This window comes from Paraburkholderia sp. SECH2, from assembly GCF_030464795.1.
In the GTDB taxonomy this organism is placed as follows: Bacteria; Pseudomonadota; Gammaproteobacteria; order Burkholderiales; family Burkholderiaceae; genus Paraburkholderia; species Paraburkholderia aspalathi.
In genome coordinates, this window is record NZ_JALPRH010000012.1 from 95,945 (window position 1) to 121,378 (window position 25,434).

The 25,434-nt window shown below is 61.6% G+C and carries 21 protein-coding genes; 10 read left to right on the forward strand and 11 right to left on the reverse strand.

Annotated elements, in window-relative coordinates:
- Positions 1–6: 6 nt before the first annotated feature.
- Genes M0D66_RS20605 through M0D66_RS20615 form a run of 3 tightly spaced genes read left to right on the forward strand, consistent with a single transcriptional unit; the run spans position 7 to position 7,924 of the window.
- Positions 7–3,138 carry an efflux RND transporter permease subunit gene (locus M0D66_RS20605; RefSeq protein ID WP_266211454.1) on the forward strand — a complete coding sequence of 1,044 codons (3,132 nt, stop codon included), beginning with the start codon at positions 7–9 and terminating at the stop codon, positions 3,136–3,138.
- Complete coding sequence (locus M0D66_RS20610) at positions 3,135–6,446, forward strand: efflux RND transporter permease subunit (RefSeq protein ID WP_266211455.1); 3,312 nt, start codon at positions 3,135–3,137, stop codon at positions 6,444–6,446. Before M0D66_RS20605 ends, M0D66_RS20610 begins: the two co-directional genes overlap by 4 nt.
- Before the next feature lie 2 nt (positions 6,447–6,448).
- Positions 6,449–7,924: an efflux transporter outer membrane subunit gene (locus M0D66_RS20615; protein ID WP_266211500.1), complete on the forward strand. Its 1,476-nt coding sequence runs from the start codon at positions 6,449–6,451 to the stop codon at positions 7,922–7,924.
- Positions 7,925–7,947: 23 nt separating this feature from the next.
- Here the strand turns inward: M0D66_RS20615 and M0D66_RS20620 are convergent, their stop codons facing one another.
- Positions 7,948–8,982 (reverse strand): trans-acting enoyl reductase family protein, encoded by a 1,035-nt coding sequence (locus M0D66_RS20620; RefSeq protein WP_266211456.1) that lies wholly within the window; start codon positions 8,980–8,982, stop codon positions 7,948–7,950.
- A gap of 180 nt (positions 8,983–9,162) precedes the next feature.
- On the opposite strand from M0D66_RS20620, the gene M0D66_RS20625 reads away from it, so the two are divergent.
- Positions 9,163–9,774: a TetR/AcrR family transcriptional regulator gene (locus M0D66_RS20625; RefSeq protein ID WP_211706625.1), complete on the forward strand. Its 612-nt coding sequence runs from the start codon at positions 9,163–9,165 to the stop codon at positions 9,772–9,774.
- A 119-nt stretch (positions 9,775–9,893) separates the two neighbouring features.
- On the forward strand, positions 9,894–11,621 hold the full coding sequence (locus M0D66_RS20630; RefSeq protein ID WP_266211457.1) for a tannase/feruloyl esterase family alpha/beta hydrolase: 1,728 nt from the start codon (positions 9,894–9,896) through the stop codon (positions 11,619–11,621).
- A 242-nt stretch (positions 11,622–11,863) separates the two neighbouring features.
- On the opposite strand, the gene M0D66_RS20635 is transcribed toward M0D66_RS20630, so the two are convergent.
- From M0D66_RS20635 to M0D66_RS20645, 3 genes are all read right to left on the reverse strand, one after another.
- On the reverse strand, positions 11,864–12,394 hold the full coding sequence (locus M0D66_RS20635) for a carboxymuconolactone decarboxylase family protein (RefSeq protein WP_266211458.1): 531 nt from the start codon (positions 12,392–12,394) through the stop codon (positions 11,864–11,866).
- A gap of 39 nt (positions 12,395–12,433) precedes the next feature.
- Positions 12,434–13,339 (reverse strand): NmrA/HSCARG family protein, encoded by a 906-nt coding sequence (locus tag M0D66_RS20640; protein ID WP_211706622.1) that lies wholly within the window; start codon positions 13,337–13,339, stop codon positions 12,434–12,436.
- A gap of 70 nt (positions 13,340–13,409) precedes the next feature.
- Complete coding sequence (locus tag M0D66_RS20645; RefSeq protein ID WP_266211459.1) at positions 13,410–13,988, reverse strand: YceI family protein; 579 nt, start codon at positions 13,986–13,988, stop codon at positions 13,410–13,412.
- Positions 13,989–14,180: 192 nt separating this feature from the next.
- On the opposite strand from M0D66_RS20645, the gene M0D66_RS20650 reads away from it, so the two are divergent.
- Positions 14,181–15,089 (forward strand): LysR family transcriptional regulator, encoded by a 909-nt coding sequence (locus M0D66_RS20650; RefSeq protein ID WP_266211460.1) that lies wholly within the window; start codon positions 14,181–14,183, stop codon positions 15,087–15,089.
- A gap of 17 nt (positions 15,090–15,106) precedes the next feature.
- Here the strand turns inward: M0D66_RS20650 and M0D66_RS20655 are convergent, their stop codons facing one another.
- Both M0D66_RS20655 and soxR read right to left on the reverse strand, forming a co-directional pair.
- The gene (locus M0D66_RS20655; protein WP_200617274.1) at positions 15,107–15,538 is read right to left on the reverse strand and encodes a hypothetical protein; all 432 of its coding nucleotides are present in this window, start codon (positions 15,536–15,538) and stop codon (positions 15,107–15,109) included.
- Positions 15,539–15,619: 81 nt separating this feature from the next.
- Positions 15,620–16,108 (reverse strand): redox-sensitive transcriptional activator SoxR, encoded by a 489-nt coding sequence (gene soxR / locus M0D66_RS20660; RefSeq protein WP_266211461.1) that lies wholly within the window; start codon positions 16,106–16,108, stop codon positions 15,620–15,622.
- An 83-nt stretch (positions 16,109–16,191) separates the two neighbouring features.
- Here soxR and M0D66_RS20665 point away from each other — a divergent pair, with 83 nt between their 5' ends.
- On the forward strand, positions 16,192–17,229 hold the full coding sequence (locus tag M0D66_RS20665) for a questin oxidase family protein (RefSeq protein ID WP_266211462.1): 1,038 nt from the start codon (positions 16,192–16,194) through the stop codon (positions 17,227–17,229).
- A gap of 68 nt (positions 17,230–17,297) precedes the next feature.
- Here the strand turns inward: M0D66_RS20665 and M0D66_RS20670 are convergent, their stop codons facing one another.
- The 3 genes from M0D66_RS20670 to M0D66_RS20680 all read right to left on the reverse strand — a co-directional run bounded on the left by M0D66_RS20670 (position 17,298) and on the right by M0D66_RS20680 (position 19,701).
- Positions 17,298–17,771 (reverse strand): DUF2269 domain-containing protein, encoded by a 474-nt coding sequence (locus M0D66_RS20670; RefSeq protein ID WP_266211463.1) that lies wholly within the window; start codon positions 17,769–17,771, stop codon positions 17,298–17,300.
- Positions 17,768–19,024, reverse strand: coding sequence for an SDR family oxidoreductase (locus tag M0D66_RS20675; RefSeq protein WP_266211464.1), 1,257 nt, complete (start codon positions 19,022–19,024; stop codon positions 17,768–17,770). The genes M0D66_RS20670 and M0D66_RS20675 overlap by 4 nt, the downstream gene beginning before the upstream one ends.
- Before the next feature lie 146 nt (positions 19,025–19,170).
- Positions 19,171–19,701 carry a GbsR/MarR family transcriptional regulator gene (locus M0D66_RS20680; protein WP_266211465.1) on the reverse strand — a complete coding sequence of 177 codons (531 nt, stop codon included), beginning with the start codon at positions 19,699–19,701 and terminating at the stop codon, positions 19,171–19,173.
- 124 nt (positions 19,702–19,825) lie between these two features.
- Between M0D66_RS20680 and M0D66_RS20685 the strand changes: the two genes are divergently transcribed.
- From M0D66_RS20685 to M0D66_RS20695, 3 genes are all read left to right on the forward strand, one after another.
- A complete protein-coding gene (locus M0D66_RS20685) occupies positions 19,826–20,260 on the forward strand; it encodes a DUF393 domain-containing protein (RefSeq protein WP_308112697.1) in 435 nt (144 codons plus the stop codon).
- Between the two features lie 260 nt (positions 20,261–20,520).
- A complete protein-coding gene (locus M0D66_RS20690) occupies positions 20,521–22,608 on the forward strand; it encodes a TonB-dependent siderophore receptor (RefSeq protein ID WP_266211501.1) in 2,088 nt (695 codons plus the stop codon).
- A gap of 233 nt (positions 22,609–22,841) precedes the next feature.
- Positions 22,842–23,300 (forward strand): hypothetical protein, encoded by a 459-nt coding sequence (locus M0D66_RS20695; protein WP_266211466.1) that lies wholly within the window; start codon positions 22,842–22,844, stop codon positions 23,298–23,300.
- Positions 23,301–23,314: 14 nt separating this feature from the next.
- On the opposite strand, the gene M0D66_RS20700 is transcribed toward M0D66_RS20695, so the two are convergent.
- Together M0D66_RS20700 and M0D66_RS20705 are read right to left on the reverse strand one after the other, a co-directional pair.
- Positions 23,315–23,698, reverse strand: coding sequence for a hypothetical protein (locus M0D66_RS20700; RefSeq protein ID WP_054034881.1), 384 nt, complete (start codon positions 23,696–23,698; stop codon positions 23,315–23,317).
- Between the two features lie 129 nt (positions 23,699–23,827).
- Positions 23,828–25,285 carry an NCS1 family nucleobase:cation symporter-1 gene (locus M0D66_RS20705; RefSeq protein WP_266211467.1) on the reverse strand — a complete coding sequence of 486 codons (1,458 nt, stop codon included), beginning with the start codon at positions 25,283–25,285 and terminating at the stop codon, positions 23,828–23,830.
- Positions 25,286–25,434 lie beyond the last annotated feature (149 nt).

Below are 25,434 nucleotides of genomic sequence, written 5' to 3' on the forward strand. Positions count from 1 at the left end.
GCGCCGATGAACATCTCCCGTCTGTTTATTCTTCGACCGGTAGCCACGCTGCTGCTGATGATCGCCCTCGTGCTGGTGGGCCTCGTCGCCATGCGCGTGCTGCCGGTTTCGTCGCTGCCCAACGTCGACTATCCGACCATCCAGGTGCAGACGTTCTATCCGGGCGCGAGTCCCGACGTGATGGCCACCACGGTCACGGCGCCGCTCGAAGTGCAGTTGGGCGAGATCCCCGGCTTGCAGCAGATGACGTCGTATAGCTCGGACGGCGCGTCGGTCATCACGCTACAGTTCGATCTGTCGCTGAGCCTCGACATCGCCGAGCAGAACGTCCAGCAGGCTATCAACGCCTCCAACAGCTACCTGCCCTCCGGTCTGCCGGCGCCGCCGACGTATGCCAAAGTCAATCCGGCCGACCAGCCGATCCTGACGCTCGCGGTCACGTCGAAATCGATGTCGCTGACCCAGCTTGAAGACGTTGCCAACAACCGCCTCGGCACCAAGATTTCCGAAGTGTCGGGCGTGGGCGTGGTCACGACGAGCGGCGGCAATGTGCCGGCGATCCGTGTGGAAGCGGACCCGCACAAGCTGGCCGCCTACGGTCTGAACATCGACGATCTGCGCACGCTGCTCAGCTATGTCAACGTCAGTCAGCCGAAGGGCAATTTCGACGGCCCGGAGCTCGATTACACGATCAACGGCAACGATCAGATCACCGATCCGAAGGACTATCTGGACACGGTGATCGCCTACCAGAACGGCGCCCCGGTATTCATGCGCGACGTCGCGCGGGTCAGTCAGGCCGCTCAGGACGTCGAGCGCGGCGCCTGGTACAACGGCTCACCGGCGATCGTGCTCAACGTGCAGCGGCAACCGGGCGCGAACGTGATCGCGACCGTCAACCAGATCATGAAACAACTGCCGCAGCTCGAGTCCACGCTGCCGGCCGGTATGAAAGTGACTGTGGTGTCGGACACCACGGGCGTGATCCGCTCGTCGGTTTCCGACGCGGCGTTCGAGCTGATTCTCGCCATCGTGCTGGTGGTCGCGGTGATCTTCGTATTCCTGCGCAACGTGCCCGCCACGCTCATTCCGAGCATATCGGTGCCGGTGTCGCTGATCGGCACGCTGGCCGTGATGTACCAGTTGAACTACTCGATCGACAACCTCTCGCTGATGGCGCTCATCATCGCCACCGGCTTCGTGGTCGACGACTCGATCGTGATGATCGAGAACATCGTGCGTTATCTGGAGGAAGGCAAGACACCGCTCGAAGCCGCGCTGGAAGGCGCGGGCCAGATCGGCTTCACGATTCTGTCGCTGACCATCTCGCTGATTGCCGTGCTGATTCCGCTGCTCTTCATGGGCGGCGTGATCGGGCGTCTGTTCAGCGAATTCGCGGTGACGCTCGCCGTCACCATCGTGATCTCCGCGATCGTCTCGCTGACCGTGGTGCCGATGCTCTGTGCGCGCATGTTGCGCGCGCAGGCCGATCGTCATCCGAGCCGCTTTGAGCGCATCAGCGAAGGCCTGTTCGACAAAACGCTCGGCGCCTATGAGCGCGGGCTGCGCTGGGTGCTGGATCACCAGGTGCTGACGCTCGTGGTGGCCATCGGTACGGTCGTGCTGACCGGCATCCTGTACGTGGTGATTCCGAAGGGCCTCTTTCCGGTGCAGGACGTCGGCGTGATCGAGGGGATTAGCGTGGCCGACAACTCGGTGTCGTACACCGCGATGGTGAAACGCCAGGGCGCGCTCGCCGATGCGATCCTGAAAGACCCGGATGTGGTTTCGCTGACCTCGTACGTGGGTATCGACGGCACGAACTCGACGCTGAACAATGGCCGCTTCCTGATCAATCTTCGCGACCGCGACAAGCGTTCCGACACCGCGCAAGAAGTGGCCCGGCGTCTGCAGCAGGAAGTCGCCAGTGTGCCGGGCGTCAGGCTCTACATGCAGCCCGAGCAGGATCTGACGCTCGACACAACGGTCTCGCCGAACCAGTACAGCTTCGTGCTGCGCGGACCGAGCCAGCAGGCGTTCCAGAAGTACGTGCCGGAACTGATAGCAAAGCTGAAGCAGATTCCGTCGCTTGCCGACGTGCAAAGCGACATGAATACCGACGGCCTCAGCGTGAACGTCGAAGTCAACCGGCAACTTGCGGCGCGCTTCGGCATTACGCCCGCGACAATTGACAACGCGCTCTACGACGCGCTCGGCCAGCGGATCGTCTCGACCATCTTCGAGCAGTCGAACCAGTACCGCGTGATTCTCGTCGCCAAACCGGAATCGTTGCCGAATGTGCAGTCGATCGGCAACCTGTATCTGCCGAGTCAGACCAGCAGCACGGGCCAGGTGCCGCTGTCGGGCATCGCGAAGATCCAGATCACGAAGTCGCCGCTTGTGATCAGCCATCTGGCGCAGTTCCCATCGGTCACCATCTCGTTCAACCTCGCGAAGGATGCGTCGCTGAGTACGGCGGTCAAGGCGATCCACCAAGCCGAGCAGTCGGTGAACCTGCCGCCGTCGATCACCTCGTCGCTGCAGGGCGCGGCGCAGGCCTTCGAAGATTCGCTGTCGAGCGAAGTCTATCTGCTGATCGCGGCGCTGGTGGCGGTGTATATCGTGCTCGGCGTGCTGTATGAGAGCTTCATCCATCCGGTCACGATTCTGTCCACGCTGCCCTCGGCGGGTATCGGCGCGCTGCTCGCGTTGATGATCGCCGGCAGCGACCTGGATGTGATCGGCATTATCGGTATCGTGCTGCTCATTGGTATCGTCAAGAAGAACGCCATCATGATGGTGGACTTCGCGCTGGATGCCGAGCGCAATCACGGCAAGCCGCCGCGCGAGGCGATCTTCGAGGCTTCACTGCTGCGTTTCCGCCCGATCCTGATGACCACCCTCGCCGCCATGCTCGGCGCACTGCCGATGCTGCTCGGCAGCGGCACGGGTTCGGAATTGCGCCGGCCGCTGGGTCTCGCGATCATCGGCGGTCTGACGCTGAGCCAGGTGCTGACGCTCTTCACCACGCCTGTGATCTATCTGTTCTTCGACAGAATGGCCGAGCGCACGAGACGCTGGCGCAACCGCAATAAACCGGAGAGTTCGCCTCCGGGCGGCGCGGAGGAAACGCCGTGAACATCTCGGCGCTATTCATCCGGCGGCCTGTCGCGACCACGCTTCTGGCCGTCGCGATCCTGATCTCCGGGGCGCTCGCCTACTTCCGGCTGCCGGTTGCACCGTTGCCGAATATCGCCTTTCCGGTCATCGTCGTGCAGGCGAACATGGCGGGCGCGAGTCCGGCCATCATGGGGACCACGGTGGCCGAGCCGCTCGAGCGGCGGCTCGCCACGATTGCCGACGTTGAAGAACTGACGTCGATCAGCACCGTCGGCTCGTCGTTGATCGTGGTCGAGTTCGGTTTGAAGCGCGACATCAACGGCGCCGCGCGCGACGTCGAAGCGGCCATCCAGGCGGCGCGCGCCGACCTGCCGACCACGCTGCGCAGCAACCCGAGCTATCGCCAGTACAACCCGGCGGATGCGCCGATCATGGTGCTCTCGCTGACGTCGGACACGCTCACCAAGGCACAGCTCTATGACTCCGCGGATTCGGTGATCCAGCAGCAACTCTCGCAAGTCCAGGGGGTGGGTCAGATCACACTCGGCGGCGGCGCGTTGCCCTCGGTACGCGTGGAATTGCAGCCGGGCAAACTGAACAGCTACGGCATCGGTCTGGAAGACGTACGCGCGGCAATCAGCGCCGCCAACGCCGACAGCGCGAAGGGCCATCTGGACGAGGGCGACCAGCGCTACGTGGTCACGTCCAACGACCAGATTACGCATGCCGCGCCGTATCGCGACCTGGTGGTCGCCTACCGCAACGGCTCGCCGGTCCAGTTGCGCGACGTGGCCCAGGTCAGGGATTCGAACGAAAATATCCGCAATGCCGGGCTCTTCAACGGCAAATCCGCCATCCTCGTGATCGTGTATCCGATGCCGGGCAGCAATGTTGTGAGCACCGTCGCGCAGATTCGCAAGGTCCTGCCGTCAATCGAGGCGACACTGCCGAGCAGTGTGCACGTCGGCATCGCGATCGACCGTTCGGAGTCGGTCAGAGCGTCGGTGGGCGACACGGAGCGCACGCTATTCATCGCCGTGCTGCTGGTGGTGGGCGTCGTGTTCATTTTCCTGCAATCGCCGCGCGCCACGCTGGTGCCGGCCGTCGCGCTGCCGCTGTCGATCGTGGGCACCTTCGGGCCGATGTACCTGCTCGGCTACAGCATCGACAACCTTTCACTGATGGCGCTGACCATCGGCACCGGCTTCGTGGTGGATGATGCGGTGGTGGTGCTGGAAAACATCGTGCGTCACATGGAGTTGGGGCTCAGTCCGAAAGAGGCCGCCTTGAAAGGCAGCGGCGAAGTGGGCTTCACGGTGATCTCGATGAGCCTTTCACTGATCGCGGTGTTCCTCCCGATCATGCTGATGCCGGGTGTGGTCGGCCTGCTGTTCCATGAGTTCGCGGTCACGCTCTCCATCGCCATCCTGATCTCGCTGGTGATTTCGCTGACGGTCACACCGGCCATGTGCGCCTACGTGCTGAGCCGCGACAACGCCGGACATTCGAAAGCGCGTTGGGCGATATGGGTCGAAAAGCAGTTCGATCGTTTCAAGAATGCCTACGCGCGCTCGCTCACGGCCGTACTGGACCATGCACTGCTGGTCATCCTGCTATTGATCGGTCTGCTGGTGGGCAACGTGTTTCTGTTCAAGCTGGTGCCGGCCACCTTCTTTCCTGAGCAGGACACGGGCATCCTGATCGGACAGATCATCGCCGACCAGAGCATCTCCTTTCCGGCGATGCAAAAGAAGCTCACGCAATTGCAGGAGATCGTGCAGAAGGATCCGGCAGTCGCCTCGGTAGCCGGCTTTACGGGCGGCCGCGCGCTCAATACCGCGAACGTGTTCATCGAACTCAAGCCGCTAGCCCAACGCCACGCCTCGGCCACTGAGGTCGTGAACCGCCTGCGGCCCAAGCTCAATGCGGTCTCGGGCGCCCGGCTCTTTATCCAGGCACAGCAGGATCTGCGAATCGGCGGACGGCAATCCGCCGCCGAGTATCAGTACACGCTCACCAGCGACGATTCCGCCGCACTGTTCAAGTGGACACCGCTGCTCGTCGCCGCGCTCGCCAAGGAGCACGCGCAGTTGCTCGACGTGAACTCCGACTTGCAGCAAAACGGTCTGCAGACCTACGTCACCATCAATCGCTCGACGGCGGCGCGCTACGGCTTTGCGCCGAACCAGGTCGACAGCGTGCTGTATGACGCGTTCGGCCAGCGCACGGTGTCGACCATCTACAACCCGCTCAACCAGTATTTCGTGGTGATGGAGGTGGCGCCGGATTACTGGCAATACCCGCAAGCGCTCAACCAGATTTACCTGAGTACGGCGTCGGGCAACGCCACCGGCACGGCGGGCACGCAGATGCCGGGTGGCACGGTGTCGGGCGTGACCGTCGCGACCGAAGCCAGTGCGACCACGAACACGCTCAACTCGAACGCGCAAGCCAACGCGACCACCAACAGCATTGCCAATAGCAAGGGCGGCAGTTCGACCGGCAGTGCGGACAGCACCGCGGCCGAAACCATGGTGCCGCTGGCAGCGCTGGCTTCGTTCTCGAACAGCCATACATCAACCCAGGTGAACCACCAGAGCGGCCTCGTGGCCGCGACGATTTCGTTCAACCTGCCCGCGGGCGGTTCGTTGAGCAAGGCAGGCGTGGCGATCAACAACACGATCCGCGAGATCGGCATGCCCGCCAGCATCCACGGCTCGTTTGCCGGCGCGGCGGCGGCCTACTCGCAGTCCATGGGGACGGTGCCGCTGCTGATCCTGGCCGCGCTCGGCGTGGTGTATATCGTGCTCGGCGTGTTGTACGAAAGCTCGATCCACCCGCTGACCATCCTGTCGACGCTGCCGTCCGCGGGCATCGGCGCGACGCTGGCCTTGCTGATTTTCGGCACACCGTTCTCGGTGATCGCGTTGATCGGCATCATCCTGCTGATCGGTATCGTCAAGAAGAACGGCATCATGATGGTCGACGTCGCGATCCATTTGCAGCGCACCGAAGGCATGCCGGCGCGGGACGCGATTCACTCCGCCGCCGTGGTCCGTCTGCGGCCGATCATGATGACCACATTCGCGGCCGTGCTCGGCGCGGTGCCGCTCGCCATCGGCATTGGCCAGGGCGCGTCGCTTCGGCAACCGCTCGGTATCACGGTGATGGGCGGCCTGATCCTGAGTCAGGTCTTTACCTTGTACACGACGCCGGTGATCTACCTCTACCTCGACCGCTTGCGTTTCAAGCTGGTCAGATGGTCCGCCAACCTGCCATGGAATCGCGACGCGCAGCAACCCGGACAACCGGATACGAGGGCATGACGATGAAGATTTCCCGTAACCGCTTTGGCCGCCCTGGTCGCTTTGGCCACCTTCGGCCGCTGGCCGTCGCGACGCTGGCCCTGCTGGCCAGCGGCTGCATGGTCGGCCCGGACTACCACCGGCCGCAAGTCAACGTGGCCGCCACCTACTCGGAGTTGCCGGGCTGGACGCAAGCCGAACCCGCTGCGGACAAACCGAAAGGCGACTGGTGGACGGCCTTCAACGATCCGCTGATGGACCAGCTCGAACCGCTGGTGTCGGTGTCGAACCAGACCGTGCGCGCGGACTACGCGAACTATCAGGAAGCGCTGGCAGAAGTGCGGGCGGCGCGTGCCGGCCTGTTCCCGACCATCGGCGTAACCGGTTCGGGCACCAAGGCGCGCAGCTCGGTCGGCAATGCCGCCCGAGTGGTCAACTCAGCCTCGCTGGAAGGCAACGTCAGCTGGGCGCCTGACCTGTGGGGCCAGGTGCGGCGCACGATCGAAGAAAACGCCGCGACGGCGCAATCGAGCGAAGCGACGCTCGCCAATGCGACGCTCGCCGAGCAGGTGGCGCTGGCCACGGCGATCATCCAGCTGCGCACCAGTGACGCCAATATCGACCTTCTGCAGAAGACGGTCGTGGCCTACCAGCACTTTCTGAGCGTCGTGTCCGACCAGGATCAGGCGGGCACTATCCCGCCGTCCGACTTGATCTCTGCCCGCACCCAGCTCGAGACGGCGCAGTCCAATCTGATCGCGCTCGGCGTGGCGCGCGCTCAAGACGCGCACGCGATCGCCGTATTGGTGGGCAAGAATCCGGAAGAGCTCTCGATTACGCACAGCACCACGATGCCGACGCTGCCGGGTGTGCCCGTCGGCGTGCCGTCGACGCTGCTCGAACGCCGGCCCGACATCGCCGTCGCCGAGCGCAAGATGGCTGCGCAAAACGCGGCAATCGGTGTAGCGGTGTCGGCGTACTACCCGGAGATTTCCCTTTCCGGGCTGGCCGGGCTCACGCAGTCGCCGTTGTCCGGTCTGTTCAAAGTGGCCAACTACGTCTGGTCGCTCGGCGGCAGCGCCACCGAAACGCTTTTCGACGGCGGCTTGCGCAGCGCCGATGTCGACGCGGCGAAGGCAGCCTACGACTCGGCCGTCGCCAATTACCGGGGCACGGTGTTGACGGCGTTCCAGAACGTTGAAGACGATTTGAGCGGGTTGCGAATCCTGGCCGAGCAGTCGGTCGTTCTGGATACGGCTGTGCAAGATGCAGCCCGCGGCGCGGAGATCGCGCTCAACGAATACGAGGCCGGTACGGTGGACTACACGACCGTGGCGACCGCACAGGCCACACAGTTGGCCACTCAGCAGACCGCGCTGAATGTTCAGGAGACGCGCTTGCTGGATGCCGCGTCGCTATTCGGCGATCTGGGCGGCGGCTGGTCGGCGGACCAGTTGCATGATCCGCGGCATCCGGACAGTCGGGCAGCGTCGCAGTGAGCGCCTGAGAGCAGGAACACCGTTTATGGCATCGCCAATGCCAAGTGCTCCTGACGACGCAGCGACTCCAGAAAATCACGCGCGTCGAAGGCTTCGCCGGCGGTGAAGACGCCTGCTCCGTGGACCATCCCATTGACGACGCGCCTGACCGCTTCAACCACCAGAGGCGCGCTAATTGCGTAGATATCCTGACCGCTTGCCGATATGCGACGTTCATTGCCTCCCGACCGCACCACAACGTCGACGAGGAAGGTTTGTGCGGAGCGTCCGTTTTCGTCGACCGCGACAGGCGGCGACGCATCCGGCTCCAGCAGGTCTTTAACCGCCACAGCCGTCATGTACGAGCGAATCTCGGGTGTCTTCAGATGGCGCGCGATCGTCACCGTATCCGCCATCGTGAATTCGCCAATGACCGGCTGCTTGCCGAGCGGTGCAGGGAACTGCCATTCGCCAACCGGCGCTGCGTCCGTGCGGAACACCATCTGTCCTTTCGTAAAGACAAGGCGCCGCCCCTCTCTACGCTGCCGCGAGACCTGGCCTGCCGCTCTTGTGCCGAGCGTCGGCTTCCAGCTGCTGAGCCCATAGGCGATGCAGATTTCGTCCGCTGCCGTCCAATCGCCCATTGCCGCTGTGGCGAGCAGATCGCCCAAGCCGCCGAAGAATGCCATCCCCGGCACGATCACGACGCCCGCCTCGCGCGCCCGTTCAGCGTAGTGCTTGAACGTATCCAGATTGGCCTCTAACTCCGCCGCGACATCCAGATACGGAATCCGTGCACGCAACGCGGCTTCGATCACCGGCGCGGACGTACTGGCGAAGGGGCCGGCGCAATTGATCACAGCAGCCGCACCTGCAAGCGCCCGGTCGAGAGAATCCGGGTCATCTACCGACGCGGGCCGAATGTCCAGCCCAGGGTAAGCGGCGCCGAGAGCGTTCAGCTTGCTGGCATCGCGTCCGGAAATGATAGGTCTCCAGCCACGCCTGAGCAGTTCAGACACCACGAAGCGGCCGGTATGGCCATAGGCGCCGAAGACGGCCACGGTTTGATTCGACGGCATTGCAGACCTCCAGTTGTTATTGTGTTGCTTCGCATGGGGAGACAGCAGTTTGGCAATACAACGACGCTACAGATCTGTATCGTTTTTTAAAGAGTAGAGTACAGATCTGTAGCGTGTCAAGGGATATGTTGGTACAGTAACCGGCAAGCAGAAAGTTTCCGTCTCTCAAGAGGACTTGCCATGAGCAGAGGTACATCTACCGCAGCAAAAGAAGCCGCAAGCGCCAGTTCCAGCAGCGTCCGGGAACGCATACTCGATACGGCCGCGGAGTTGTTCTATCAGGAGGGCGTCAGGGCCGTCGGTGTCGACCTCGTCGTCGAACGCTCAGGGGTTGCGAAGACCAGTCTCTATCGGCACTTCACGACCAAGGACGATCTTGTCGCTGCGGTGCTCGAGCGGGACGACGCGAATTATTGGGCCGACTGGGACAAGACCGCGACGCGCCACCGGAACGCCCCGAAAGATGAGCTCACGGCTCACCTCAAGTGGATCGCTCGCGACATCGCCGCGCCGAAATACCGTGGCTGCCCTTTTCTCAATGTGGCAACGGAGTTTCCGGCGCCGGATCATCCCGCGCGGGTGGTGGCCCTCAGGCACAAGGTGGAGCTGCGCCGCCGTCTCGGTGCGCTTGCGAAGCAAATCGGCGTTGCCCGGCCGGATAATCTGGCCAACCAGATCGCGCTTCTTATCGACGGTGCCTACGTCTATGGGCAGTTGGCAAACAAGGAAGCAGCGCAGCCGCTCGTGCCGGCGGCGCTTGCGCTGATCTCGGTTGCGGACAATCCTGGCTGAGCCGTGCGGGGGGATTGACAGGACGGCTGAGCAGCCTCAAGTTTGCGTGGCGTCCTCACCTGCATCCGCGAAGCAGACGAACCGTAGACGGGCGCGCCCCCTCATAACGGAGACAGGCCATGCAAATGAAGCATACCGTCCGAAAACTCGGCGGCATCGGTTCCTCGTTAGTGGTGGTATCGGTGCTTACCGTGCTGTCGCTAAACGGTTGCGGTAACAACAGCATTGCCCCACCCGCGGCGACGCCGCTCAGTTGTGCACAGCTTGCCGGCAAGACCGTGCCGGCGTCTTCCATTGGCCTGCCCACCACCGGCGCGACCGTGACCGCAGCCACCACGATGCCCGCTTCGGGCACCGGCGCGCAGGCGACCGGAGAGTATTGCCTCGTGAGCGGCGCGATCAATCCTGTCGATCCGGCTGCGCCCCAAATCAAATTCCAGATTGCGATGCCTACCGTCTGGAACAATAAAATCATGATGTTCGGCGGTGGCGGCTATGACGGAACGATTCCGGCGCCGACCGGTAACGTGCCGGCAGGCCCCACGGCGCAACCCACCCCGCTCGGACGCGGCTACGCGACATTCGCGAGCGACTCCGGGCATCAGGCCAACGCGTTGGGCAGCGAGGACGGCTCGTTCGGCGTCAACGACGAAGCAGTCCAGAACTTCTCCGGCGACGCGCTGAAGAAGACCCGCGACGCAGCCGTGTATCTGATCGACGCCCGCTATGCGGTCAAGGCGCCGAAACGCGCCTACTTCGCGGGCGGCTCGTCCGGCGGCCGCGAGGCGCTTGCTGTCGTGCAACGCTGGCCGCAAGACTGGGATGGCTCGATCGTCCTCTATCCGGCTTGGGCTGCCGCCAGTCTCGATCTCCAGTTCGGCCGCATCACGCGCGCGCTCGCGGCGCCTGGCGCCTATCTGGATCAAGCCAAGCGCAAAGTCCTGCTCAACGCCGTGCTGGCTGCCTGCGATACGCTTGATGGTGTCGCCGACGGGCTGATCAGCAACGTCGCAGCCTGCAACACCACGTTCAATCCGGCCACGGCGACGGTCAACGGTGCAGCGTTACGTTGCGCCGGCGGCGCGGACACCGGCGACACCTGTCTGTCGGACGCACAGATTTCCGCGCTCAACGTGTACAACACCCCGATCACCTTCGGTTATTCACTTGCCAGCGGTGAGACGCAGTATCCCGGCTTCAACGTTTACGGCGCGGACCTTGGTGTCGCGAATGCATCTGCGTTGCAACCCACAGTCACGACGCTCGCGCTGGGCACATCGCAACCGGCCTCGCCGATGCCCACTACCGCCCCGTATCTCAGCGTGTTCTGGGACCAGTGGATCCGCTACTTCGTAACGCGTGACTCCAACTACAACTCGCTTACCGTCGATCCACAGAATCCCGGCAGTCTGCAAGCGCGTATCAGTCAACTGACGGGCCTGCAGGATGTCAACAAGACCGATCTGTCTGCGTTCAACGCGAGAGGCGGCAAGATCCTGATGGCGCACGGCATGGCGGACGCGCTCGTTAGCACGCGCTCAAGTGAGCAGTACTATCAGCGCTTGCAAGCGACGATGGGCGCCTCAGCCGTGGCCAATTTCGTGCGCTTCTATGAGATTCCCGGATATGGGCATGCGGTTAGCACGGTGTACAACGCGTCATGGGACTCACTCACGACACTGGAAAACTGGGTTGAAAATGGCGTGACGCCGCCTGCGCAGACCGTCGCGGATACTGCGGGTGTGCCGGGCCGTACCCGGCCGCTTTGCGAGTATCCGGGCTTCCCAAGGTATAACGGTTCCGGCGATGTAAACGCTGCGTCGAGTTTCACGTGCGCAACGCAGTGATCTAGTGTGCAATGGCTTGTCCCTCAGCCTTGCGCGGAGCAACCCGCGCAAGGCTGAGGCGACGGTCGGACGCGAGCGACCGAGGCACGCGATTTCGTGCTCGCCCTCGATCAGTGCTTCGGGGCGGGTACGCACCGAGTAGTAGCCGAGATGGAGGTCGTGCGGCTGCTGAGCGGAGTTTGCATGACGGCATTCATTGCGCGCTCTGCAGGTATTTTGCTTGCCGTCGATGACGTGCCTGATCAGATATCCGAATCAGTTTGCGCGTAGTTGAGGAAGTATCCTGTGAACAACGTCAGCCCCAGGAACGCGAATGCCTCGGTCAGGTCTTCATCGCTCCATCCCGCGTGTTGAGCGGCCTTCCACGTCGCGTCGGTGACGTTGCCCGAACTGGCAGTTGCTTCCCTGACCACCCGGGTCAGCGCGTCGACCTTGGTGTCGCCCGTCGTTGTGCCTGTCCGCAGCGCGGCGATCTGTGCTTCGGTCCAACCGTTCATGCCGGCGAATCGACTGGCGATGCCAATCATGTAGTCGTTTCCAATCGTGGCCGCAGTGGCGAGATTGAGTGCCCAGCTCACCTTCGGATCCAGAGTGCCGTGCTCGGCTGTTGCGGCGCGCAGCGATGCGTACGCCGCCAGCACCGCCGGAGAATGCGCCATCTGGGCATGCAGGTTCAGGGGACGTCCCGTCGGCGCAGACTGGGCAATTTTCTGCAGAAGCGGACGCGACGCATCGGGCGCGCTTTCGATTGTGTGGGTAGGAATTCGGCTCATAGGTACTTGCTCGTTCGTAGTTTGATCAGTGCACTTCGTTCAGGTGGCTGCCGGCATGGCGAAGTTCGCCTTGGCCCATTCGGCAAATCTGGTCGGCGGCTTTCCGGCAACTTTGTTGGCAAGCGCGATCGCGTCGCGCGAATCCGAGCCAAGATAGGTGTGCGCTTCGAAGTAGGCGAGCATCGCCGCGATACCGTCGGCGTGCGGAAACCAGCTGGCGAAAACCTCGCGCGGGACCTGCTTGAACGAGAGCGTGTTTCCCTGTTGATTCAGGGCGGAGACGATCTCGTTGAAGCTCAGGAAGTCGCCGACCATTGCCAGATGTTCGCCGTGTCCCACGAGTTCAGGCTGCGCGAACGCGCCGGCTACGAGGCGACCGAGTTCCGTGATGTCGCCCATATGGATGACGCGCCGCTCCGGATCAAGCGGCAGCGCCCAACCCAAGGCGCCGTCCGGTTGTTTCTGCGGAGCCATCAGGCCTATCAGGTTCTGGTAATAGAACGGCGCGATCACGAACGTGTGGTACGGAAATCCGGCTTCACTCACGATGGGTTCGATTTTCGCCTTGGCCGTAAAGTGCGGGACATTGATCGTGCCACCGCTGATCGTCTCCACATTGGGAAGCGTCGACCAGATGAAGTGCTGTACGCCGGCGTCTTTCGCCGCGTTGACTGCCGCGAGCGCCTGCTTGGGCTCGTCATCTTGTGCTTCCCAGGAATTGGTCACCAGGAAAACGCCGTGTACGCCGGCAAATGCAGCTTCAAGCGTTTCCGGGCGATTGAAATCCGCCAGAACGACTTCGTCGCCCAGGTTCGGATGCTTGCCCGGATTGCGCGTCAACGCGCGCACTTTGAATTGACCGCTTGCCTGCAGCGCGCGCACAACGGCGCCGCCTTGCTGGCCGGTTGCGCCAACGACAGCGATAAGCTTCTGGGTGTTCGACATGGTTGTTCTCCATGGGGTATTTTGTTGGGACGGTGCTAGCTCACGCGGCGAGCGCAGCGGTCCGATGGAATTACTGCTTCAGTGCTTCGGCCGAGATGAGCAGCCTGGTCTTCATACTGAAACCGTATGCCTTGCCAAAGTCGACGCCGAAGTCGCTGCGATCGAATTCGCCCACTGCGTCGACGCCGCACACTTCGCGCTTGAGCATTGGATGTGGCATGCACTTGAACGAGTCGATTTTCAGCGTCAGCGGTTTGGTCACGCCGTGCATCGTCAGATTGCCGACGACAGAGGCCGGCTTGTCGCCCTTGAACTTGATCGTGCCTTTGTAGGTCGCTTCCGGGAACTTCGATGCGTCGAAGAACTGATCCGACTGCAGGTTCTGGTCGAGCTTCGTGCTACCCGTGTGAATCGACGCAATGCCGGTCGTCACTTCAACTGTGCCGGTCTCTGCAGCGCGGTCGAGCGTCACCGTGCCTTGCGACTTGTCGAACTTGCCACGCCAGACCGACAGGCCGCCGATGTGGTCGGCCTCGAAACTCGGGTACGTGTGTTCCGGATCAAGCTGGTATGTCGATACGTCCGCGAAGGCCGAAACCGACAGTGAGGCGGCGAGTGCACCAGTCGCAATCATCAGATGCTTCTTCAAATCAATGTCCTTGAATCATTAAGTTGCCGCGCCCGTGCGCGGTATCGGGGATATGCAATGCCACCGTAGAGTGGAGCTGGAGAACGGCTTTTTACGGCCGCTTCCTGCGTGACACACCAAGTATGGGGATTAAAGACGCTTCACACTAGATGGTAAAATCGGATTTGATTCATCCATTTATGGAGAGATGTCATGCTCGATCTGAATGATCTGGCGATGTTCGTTCAGGTCGTCCGCGCCGGCAGCTTCTCCGAGGCGGCGCGCCGTCTGCGGATGCCGGCAAATACGCTGAGCCGGCGCATCGATCAACTCGAAGGGCAACTCGGCACACGTCTGCTGCATCGCTCGACTCGCAAGCTCGCACCGAGCACGGAAGGTCAGGCGCTGTTCGAGCGCTATGCGCCGGCGCTTGATCAGATCCTCGAGATCGGCCGGCTCCATGCAGACGAGCAGACACCGTCCGGCTCGGTCCGCGTCACCGCGATGGCCGGCCTGTTCGAATTCTTCCGCATGGAATGGCTGGTCGAGTTCTACGCGCGCTATCCAAACATCAGCGTCGACTTTCTGCTCGACGATACGCCTACCGATCTGATCGCCGAGCGCGTCGATCTGGCGTTGCGCATGGGTATTGAGAGCCGTAGCGGCCTTAAAGTACGTCGGCTGGCGCCGAGCGCAATGATCCTCGCGGCGAGTCCGGCCTATCTGGAACGGCGCGCTGCGCCACGCACGCTGCGTGAACTGGCCGAACACGACTGTCTGACGATTTCCAATCGCCAGAGTCGCAGCACGTGGCGTCTGCAGGGGCCACGCGGTAGTCAGGAAGTGACGATCAACAGCCGGTTCGCGGTCAACGACATGCGCGTGCTGGCGCAGGCTTGCATTGCGGGACTGGGCATTGCGCTGCTGCCGCAGTTAATAGTTGAACCAATCATCGCGCAGGGGAAACTGGTGCGCGTGCTGCCGACCTATCGGCGCGCCGGTACCGGCCTCGGCTTGCAGCTCGTCTACACGAGCCGCCCACCGGTGCCGCCTGCGGTGGCGGTCTTCGCTGAATTTCTTTTGGAGAAACTGGACAAGGCGATGACAAACCCGTCAGGGTGATAGAAGTGCGCGCGCAATCAATGGTACGTCGTCGTAGACGACTGCAGCTTCGTCAGCACGCCGCGTTTGAATCGGAACCAGCCTTGCGAGCTTTGCATCACGACTTCATCGCTTTGCCAGAACACGCGTTTGACCGTCATGCGCTCTCCCAGACGCTGCACAAGCGGCGGACGGTGGCGAAAGTCGTACAGCACCGGGCCGGAATCCGTTTGCACGAGCATGCGGGTGACGGTGTCATTTGAGTTGCCGACATCGTCGAAGTGCGAGAGCGTGTTCGCACCGAAGCGGTCGAACATTTCCTTGTCGAGCGTCCCCACGAAATCACGGTCGACGCGCTCGAATTGCAGTTTGCCCGCAGGCGTGACGAGCGGGCCGGGGTCGTTGCTTTGCGCGTAAACGCAAGTCGCGAAAGAGGTGGCTGCGAGCGCAGCGAGGAATAGTCGTCTCATGCTTCCTTTTGGGTTCAGCGGCGTCTCCAGCGAAGGAGGCCGGTGCGAGCGTTTCACAAATGAGTTATCAGTTCCGTCGTCTCACGTTTTCTGCTTATCCGCGATATCGTCCGCCAACACGGCGTGCGCGGTGTCGCCCGACAGATATCGTGCACCGCTTCCCCGTCGTCGGGCAATATCGCCGGGATTGTAGAGAGAACAGGACTTCAGCGAAAGGCAGCCGCAGCCGACACAGGACGCTAGCTGATCGCGCAATGCAATAAGACCATCGATGCGTTCCTGAAGCAGAGGCTGCCAGGCGCGAGAGAGACGCTGCCAATCCTGCTTGGTCGGTGTGCGTTGCCCGGGCAACGTCTCAAGGGCAGAACGAATCTCCGAAAGGTTCAGTCCGACAGCCTGCGCGGCGCGAATGAAACCTACGCGGCGAAGGACCTCCCTTCGATACTGCCGATGGCCACCTTCTGTTCGGGTACTGCTGATCAGCCCCTGCTCCTCATAGAAACGAATCGCACTCGCCGCTACGCCCGAGCGTCTAGCCAGGTCGCCAATTGTAATCGTCGTCTCGTTCATCACGTTTCCACGAATTCTCTCTTGACTTCAAGTCTACTTGAACTTTCAGAATGGATTCGTTCCTTTGATCGAGAGACGGCAATATGCGCAAGGACCCCGCTCACGAAAAGTTGAATGAGCTTCTGGATGCAAACGCTCGCTTCGACCTGATGGCCAGAGGTACGACCAACCATTGTCCGATGGCGCTTGTCGCGTTGGCCGGGATGGGAGCGTCGCCTGCTCGACTGCAGGAATTCTTCGATATGTGGGAACGCGAATATGCATTAAGCGCGCCGCCTGTCGACACAATCGTCAGCCGTCACGAATGGTCGCGGCAGCTCGGCAATGCCGCCGCATTCGGCGCCTTGCGCTTGTGTTTTCTGGACTGGATCGCCGAAGCCGGCTCCGTCCCGGTCATCGCGGCAGTGCTGGAAGAGGTGCCGTTCGCACCTGCAACGCAGGCATTTCACGCGCTTATCCGCTTGGCATACGGCATCGAGGCGGCACATCCCGGCGAAATCGCCTCCGGCCTCGCCGCATTAATCTCGTCGCATCTGCCGATTGACGCCCGTTTCGATGAGGCCCGCACGGCGGAAAACGTCGAAGCCGGGTTTGACAACGTCGTACGTGCAATAGACGACAGTGTCGTACAGGGCAACTCGATCACGTCACGCTTGCGCGCCGTCGCGGGCGATGTGCGGTTCAGGCAAGCCGTCCTTGCGCCTCCGGTCACTGTGTCCTTACTCGATGATCTGGCGCGGGCGACGATTAACGCCTACTGGCGCTCGCCGGACTTCACGGTGCTTCACACGGTTACGGCGACACACGCGGCACGAATCCTCCTCGCGCAATTGCCTGACGCGTTAGCGAAACAATTGATGCCCGGTTTGTGGATTGCGCTGTGCGCGGCGTATGCAACGGTCCGCAAGCCTGCGAACGTTGAAACAGAGTCGCCTGACGCCGTCGTTGACTGGGACGACGTGTGCCGGATGGCCGTGGCGTCAAACGACGATCATGCGATCAAGTTGGCGTACACGTGTCTTTGCGAGGACCGTCGTAATCCATCACCGCTTTACCTGGCGTCAGCGGTGCGCATAGTCAGGTTGGACCTGGAAAAACAGCAGCGTCGCGTCGCGAAGTAATGCAACTTGCGGCCTTCCCGCAGGAGAAGAGACGGACACGGCGCAAACACAAGTGCATCTACAGTCCGCTACAAAGCCGGCTTGAACACCATCAGGTAATACACCGCCAGCATCGCCGCGAACGCCGGATACCCCAACCATTCCCAGTGCATGGCATACCGCCAATACTGCGGTGGTAGTGCAGCCATACCGCTTGCATCTGCCGTCGCGGCCATTCTCGCCATGCCCAACTGGAGCCAGACGACCGGCAACCAGCAAGCGCCCGCGACCAGATAGAGTCCGATCGCCGCAACAATCCACGGCGTGCTCCACGACCAGCCCGCAGCGTGCGCGAGCCACAAACCGGACAGCGGTTGAAAAATGACTGCCGGCGTAGTGAACCAGAGGTCAGCCCGCACCACCAGTTGCGAAACGGTTGCAATCGCGGGCACGCAACGCGTGCGGTTTGCAAAGTAGAGATAGAACGCCGTGCCAAAGCCGGTTCCCACCAGCAGCATCGACGAGATGATGTGCAGAGTCTTGATCGCAAGATAGAGATTCATGACCGTGTTTCTTCACTAAAGAGAACAACTAGCAACGCCAGGATCGGCACGTTCTTCAGGATCGGGCCGAACGGATGCCACAGAAATTCGGGCAACGCCACGGCTATTACGAGCGAATACGCGCTGATGAGCCCTATCTGCATCGCCCAAAGACGCCACCCCGGACGAACAAGCGTGGCAATGCCAAAAGCAAAATCCAAGGCCGCTGCCAGATAGAGCGCGGCGAGCGCCGCATCGCCCTGCAAATGCACGTGCGCGAGCAGTGTCAAACTCGCCGCCTGCGGATAGATGAAGGCGCTGCAGACCGCCGTCCAGATCCACATGATCGCCAGTGCGCCACGCAGCAGGGCGGGTCGCCACGCTGCCAACGCGGCATGGCGCAACGGAATCGCGTCGACTGGGGCGATAAATGTTTCGAGGCCTGCTGGCGGACGCCCCAACACCTTCGTTGTCGGCGCAACGTGCCCGGTGCTTCCCATCTGGAGCATTCGCCAAGTGTCTCGTGTCAGCATTGAATGGGGCACGCGGTCGAAAAGCGCTGCACCTGCATCGACCAGGAAAGCCGGAATGCTAATGCGCCATGCAGGAGGCAGCGCCATCGACGCGCGATAGGTCGCCAGCATTTGCCCATACTCGAGTTGCGTGCCACCCACCAGATCGAGAACCGCCTGATCCGCAGCGTCGGTGTTCACCAGTCGCGCGACGATTTCGGCGAGTTCATCGATGTGAATCGGCCGTACCAGTTGATGACCGCCGGCAGGCAACGGATGAACCGGCAGACTCGCTATGGCGCGAAAGAAACGCGACGAAGAACCTGTCGTCCCATAGACCAGTGCGGGCCGCAGGATGTAGTGCGTGACGGGCAAGGATTGAAGATACTCGTCGGCGGCACGCTTGCTAGCGAAGTAGTCCGTGTCGCCGGTCTGGGCGCCAAGCGCAGATATCTGGACGATGCGCCGGACGCCCGCGCAAGATGCCGCCTCGAACAGCGCGATCGGCGCGCGGCGGTGGACGAGGTCGAACGTCTGATCGCCTCGCTCGATCAGGATGCCGACCGCGTTGATCACGACGTCGATACCGCGCAACCGCGACAACCAATCGGCCGGTACAACATCGCTTGTGTAGTCGATTCCGACTTCATCTTCGCGCGTGGCATGTCTCACGCCTCTGCATACCCGATGCCCGTCCCGTGCGAGTGCGTCGCACAGCGCCCGGCCGATAAAACCTTCCGCACCGCAGACCAGGATGTTCATACCGTGGACTCCACGATAGACGCAGTACAGAGCACGCTCATTGAACACAGACTCATTTAAATTCTCTTAGTTACTGTTGTTTCTGTATAGACAGAAACAACAGGTCAAAAAAATGGACGATCCTCTCGTCCATGCCATCCCGTTAGCTAGCTCTTCGTGCGCCGTACCGTACGACTGATCTTCGCACCTATGCCAAGTGTCTTCATCAGCGTTTCGGGCTTCATACGCAGCATCTCATCAGACCAGGTCGTGAGCGTTTCGAGAAACTTCAACGTGTCGCGAATGCGTTGTTCCGTGTCGTGCCCCTCTTGCGCCATTTCCGGACTGGTCAGGCTATCCCGCAACATGGTCAGCGTCGGATCGATCTCGCGCTGCCGGCGCCCCTCCACAATCAGCTTGAACAGTTCCCAGAAATCCGTGGACGTTTCAAAGTGGTCACGACGATCTCCCATCACATGCACCACCTTCGCGAGGCGCCACGATTGGAGTTCTTTCAGACTCGTGCTCACATTGGAGCGGGCAACACCGAGCGTGTCCGCGATCTCGTCCGCCGCGATTGGGCGGCCGAGCAGGTACAGCAACGCATGAATCTGCGCGACGGTGCGGTTGACGCCCCAGCGCGAGCCCATTTCTCCCCAGTGGAGAATGAATCGTTCGGCAATTGGTGTGAGTTCCATGTCAGCGACTTTATTTTTTTCAGTTATTTCTGTCAAGAGAGAAATAACGCTTGACGGCGAATTCGTGTCGACTTAATTTCTCTCATAACAGAAACAACTGAAAGAACAGCAAGGGGAATTTGCCATGAAAAGCGCTTCGCTGACGTTGTACATCGACGGAAAGTGCCCGCTATGCGTTGCCGAAATGAAGCGGCTTCGCGCGTGGGATCGGCATGGAAGGCTCGCGTTCATCGACATCGCGCAGCCGGGCTTCGATCCGGCATCGCTCGGCGTCGACCTGGCTGCGCTCAATCGTCAGTTACACGCCCAGACCGCTGAGGGACGGTGCCTGGTGGGGATAGACAGCATAGTCGCCGCCTATACGCTGGCCGGCAGAGGATGGATGGTTGCACCGTTGCGCGTACCGGTCATGCGCCCCGCTTTTCGGGCTCTATACCGCATGTTCGCCCGCAATCGCATGAGCGTTTCCCGATGGATCGAACTGGGAACCGGCCCAGTGTGTACAGACGAAACATGTGCCCTCAAGCCAGACCCATCACGTAGCGAACGTCTCGACTGAGCCTCCAGGCCATAGATCGACCATTCGCCCCGACCCGCAACGCCTGCCTAACATCTTATTTTTTTGATCGTTATTGATAACGATTCCCATTTACATTAACATCCGATCTCTTTCATAACCCTTAGCTCACCGCTACAACCACCTTTCTGCGTTCTCGCATGAGTTGGGAGGCGGTCTCCTGACACATGCGTTTTCTGCGAATTTCCGCGCTCCCGGGGCGTTACCGCCGTTTCGGCTTCGGTCTGCACATAGCCTTCCTGATGTACGCAGCTTCGACGCATTCCGCCATCGGCGCCTCTACCGACGTCACCAGCGATCAAACGCCCACGGAGAAAGAGTTGCCGGCGGTTTCCGTACGCGCAGCACCGGACCCCGAACCGACGGTCGGTTATCGCCCGCTCACCAGCCAGATATCCGGCGGTGGCGAGCGGAAAATCAGCGAGATTCCGCAGTCTGTCGCGGTAGTCAGTTCGAGCGTGATGCAGGATCAGCAGGCGCGGAGTCTCGACGATGTGCTTGGCAACGTCAGCGGCATCACCCAGACCAACACGCTCGGCGGAACACGCGATGCGTTCATCAAGCGTGGCTTCGGCTCGAACAACGACGGCTCGATCCTTGTCGATGGCATCCGATCGCCGATCCTGCACAGCTATCTGGCCACGATCGATCGCGTCGAAGTGTTGAAGGGGCCGGCTTCGCTGCTGTACGGCATTCAGGAACCGGGCGGTGTGATCAACATGATCACGCGCAAACCGGAGGACGAACTGCACGGCTCGGTATCGGCGACGTACACCAGCCACCGTGGCAGCGGAACCAGCTTCGACCTCACCGGCCCGATCGGACAACCGGGGCAGGTGGCGGGAGGCACGCTAGCCTTCCGGCTGACCGGTGAATACAACACCGCGCGTTACTGGCGCAGCTTCGGACGGCAGCGCGACGCGCTAATCGCGCCATCACTGTCGTGGCACGACGCCAACACCTCGATCGATCTGAGCTACCAGTACGTCGATTACACGACGCCCTTCGACCGCGGGACGGTTCTGGTGAACGGTCATCTGGACGACGCGTTGCGCTACACCCGTTACGAAGAAGCATGGGCGCAAAGTACCGGCAAGCAGGAAACGCTTCGCGCCAAGATCGAACACCGGTTCTCCGAGCAGTGGCGCATGCGTGCCACCTACGGGTGGAGCCGCGACCGCTACGATCAGTACCTGACCCGCGCAACGGCATTCAACAGCACGACCGGCATCATGAGCCGTTCATCGGATGCAAACCTTGGCCGCAACGATTCCGACGAGATCGCCACGATCGGCGCGGTCGGCGACCTGAACCTCGCGGGTATGCGCCACGAAGTCTATGTGGGCGGCGAATACGAACGCCAGCGCTCCTTCCGTGGCGACACGATCCGCGGCAAGGCAGTGTCCGGATTCAACCTGTACGACCCGGTCTATGGGACGCTCTCGACGGGCGGCACAGCGAGCGCGTCGCAAAGCGACAGCCTCTCGAAGGTCCATACATACTCGCTGCTTACGCAGGACACGGTCCACCTGACCGACCGCCTGATCGCCATCGGCGGCGTTCGCTGGGAAAACTGGCAGCAACTTTCCGGCGTCGGGCGTCCATTCGTCATCGCCGATCACTCGCACGGGCAAGTGTGGCTGCCGCAGTTCGGGCTGGTGTACAAGCTCACGCCCGCGTTGTCCGCCTATGCGAACTTCAGCAAGTCGTTCGTGCCGAACGTTGCCACGGAGGTCAGCGAGCCGCTCGCGCCCGAGCGCGGCAGGGTCTACGAAGCCGGCTTGAAGTTCGAAGCGAAGCCCGGCATTACAGGCACGCTCGCGGTCTATCAGATCGACAAGCAGAATGTCGCGGTCACCGTCGGCGATACGACGTCGACAATCGGCAGCGCACGTTCACGCGGGATCGAACTCGATGTCGCCGGTCAGCTGACACGGCATGTCAGCGTGATTGCGAGTTATGCCTACACGGATGCCGTCGACCGCGAAGACAACACGCGTCTCGCGAATGCCGCGCGCCATAGCGGCAGCGTGTTTGCCGTGTATGACACGATGCTGCCCTATCTGCCGGGGCAATGGCGTTTCGGCGGCGGTGCGCGGCTGGTCGGAAAGCGCCCGGGCGATACGGCAAACAGCTTTACGCTGCCGGGCTACGTCGTCGCCGATCTGTTCGCCGCCTACGAAACGAAGATCGGCAAGATTCCAACGCGTGTGCAACTCAACGTGAAGAACGTCTTCGACAAGACGTATTACCCGTCAAGCAGCAGCAATCTGATCATTGCGGTCGGCGAGGCGCGTCTGGTGATGCTCAATACAACGTTCTCGTTCTGAGGGACCAGGATAGATAGCGAATGGCTGCCGCCATGTTTGCCGTGGTCATTCGTATTCGACCCTCACCTGGCCAGATCTGGCTGAACGCGGTCGGTTGTTGAAGTATTCCGCGCGACGAAAACGTCACCGGGCGTGCAAGTGCGTGTAAATTCGAATCCAGTGGTTTTCGACCCGCCACTGGTCTTCGAATCGGTCGTCATCGGCGTTGGTCTTATGGACTTACAGGAGCCGGTATGAGCACGAAGCACAACAAAAGAGAACATCTTGAAGCCGCAGCGTCACATCACGAGCAGGCCTCGCGATTTCACCGCGGGGCGTCGCGGCATTTCGAGGCGGGTAAAGACTATGCCCACGCCGCGCATCAGGCAATGATGGCCCATGGCCACACCTTGCACGCGATCGATCAGGCACACGACGCCGGCGCACACAGCGCGAACACGCCGCCGACCGCACCTGCATCGACCGGCTCTGGCGCAGACAACACAAACGCCGCAAAACAGCACGCATTGGCGGCCGAGCTTCACGATCAGGCGGCGCAGCATATGCGTCACGCCGTCAAACTCTTCGATCAGGACCGTAGTGCGGTCGCCCACGACGCACAGTTAGCGCTCTCCCTTGCACTGCGCGCTCTGTCGCACGGCAACGAAGCAGCGAAACTATTTATCAAGCTCGCGCCCGCCGATGCGCCGTGAGGTTGCGCTCGGGACTAGGCCTTTCGGTCCAACAAGTCTGCCGCAATAGACTTCGCATGCGCGACAGCCTGGTTCGGGTCGGGGAATACACCGAGCTGTTCCCAGTGTTCTTCGACCGCGTAAGTCCCTTTCATACCGAGCGCCCTCTGTACGCGCAATTGCGCCGCGTACTTGCCGTCCTCCAGCGGTCGAGCCGTCGCAATCACCTTGTGCGGGAGACCGGATCTCTCCGGTTGAACCAACTCAACGTGACCGCCCGGCTCACCGATATCCTTTAACGCGTTCCTCGCTTTGCAGTCTGGGCAGTAGAAGCACCACCCCGCGTCCTCGTGAATGGATCTAACCTGCCCGCGGGCCAGCACGGCGCGACATTCAACGTTTTCGCAGATGAACGGCATAGCAGTCTCCGGAGTTGTTTGCGAGAAATCCTAGCATGCCCGGCGACGGCCAACCATAAGCATTGTTGCCGTGCCTGTTCCGCGCACCGGAGGCCGGGAGCCGCCCCTACCGGCGCGTCAGGAAAACCTTCAGGCACCGGTCGGCGCGATCGCCGTACGCGGCCGCAGCGTGGCCATGATCAAGTACATGCCGCCGCCGATCACCACGCCGAAAAACCACCCATAGGTATTCCACCAGACGGGCAGCAGATTGGTGAAGTTAGGCAGGAAAGTTGAAAACACGCTGCCGACCGCGGCGGAGACCAGCGCGTTGACGTTCCAGCCACCTTCGTAGCGATACTCGCCGTGCTCCTGATAGAGCGCTGCAACATTGATATTGCCTTTGGCCACCAGGTAGTAGTCCACCAGAATGATCCCCAGCAGCGGGCCCATCGTGGCGCCGATCGCGTTGACGAAATGCGCGGCGTTGCCTTCCCACGGCGCGAACGGATAGAGCACCAGCGCGATGGCCGCGGCGATGTAGCCACCCCTCTTGAAGCTGATCCGCTTGGGGAACGTGTTGGAGATGTCGAATGCCGCCGAAACGAAATTGGCCACCACGTTAATACCCAGCGTGGCGACCGCGAAGGTCAGTGCCGCGATGAGCGCCAACACCCAGCTGTCGAACTTGGCGGAAATCTGTTCGGGGTGAAGCAGCACTTCGCCGTACACCTTGAAGGCGGCGATGGTGGTCACGCCGGCGACCAGCGAGAACGCGATCAGGTTGACCGGCAGGCCCCACAAATTTCCTTTTTTTACTGCGTCACGATTTTTCGCGTAGCGCGAGAAGTCGCAAAAATTCAGGTAGAGCGCTGCGAAGTAGGTGATCCAGGTCGCGCCCACAGCCATCAGCGCCCAGAACGAGCCCGGCTCGCCGCTGACGCCGGCGTCGCCGGTCTTCTGGAGCAGCACGTCCATCGGAATGCCGTGGGTGAACGAGAAACCGCCAGCCTTCACGCACAGGCCAATCGCCAGGATCAGCATCGCGACCCACACCGCCGGGCCGGCCCAGTCCTGGAACTTGCGCACCGTTTCCATGCCCTTCTGGATGATGAGCAACTGCAGCGCCCAGATGACCACGTAGCAGATCACCTCCAGCCCTGAGTGGCCGAGTACCTGCGTGCCCTTGTGGAACGCCATCAGGCTGTCGCTGCGGATCAGCAACGCGACCATCGCGCCCGACGCGGCCGCCGTCTGGGCGCCGTACCAGAAGCAGGCCACCACGGCGCGCACCATGGCTGCCAGGTTGGCGCCCCAGACGCCAAAGGAGGCGCGAGCCAGCACCGGATACGGCACGCCGGTTTTCTCGCCGGCGTAGCCGATCAGGTTCATGAGCGCGAAGATCACCAGCGAGCCGAGTCCGATCGCCAGCACGAAGTTGATAAAGCTGCCGCACAGCAGGAACAGGCTGGCGGCGAGGTAGTAGCCCCAGAGGCTGTGCACGTCCGAGGTCCAGACGTTGAAGATGCTGAACGCACCCCAGTTGCGCTGTCTGGCGGGCGCGAGATCTTCGTTGTAGAGGCCGGGGGAAGGATCGCGGATTTCCATCTGTCATCTCCTTTGATCTCGTGGAACCAAGGAAACACCGCCCGGCACGTCCGGGCGGAGATCTACCCGCGTCTGAAGCCTGCTGGTATGTCAGAACTGTATGTGCTTTACCGCCTCGTTTCGAATGGGTTAACCCTGGTCGGGACGTG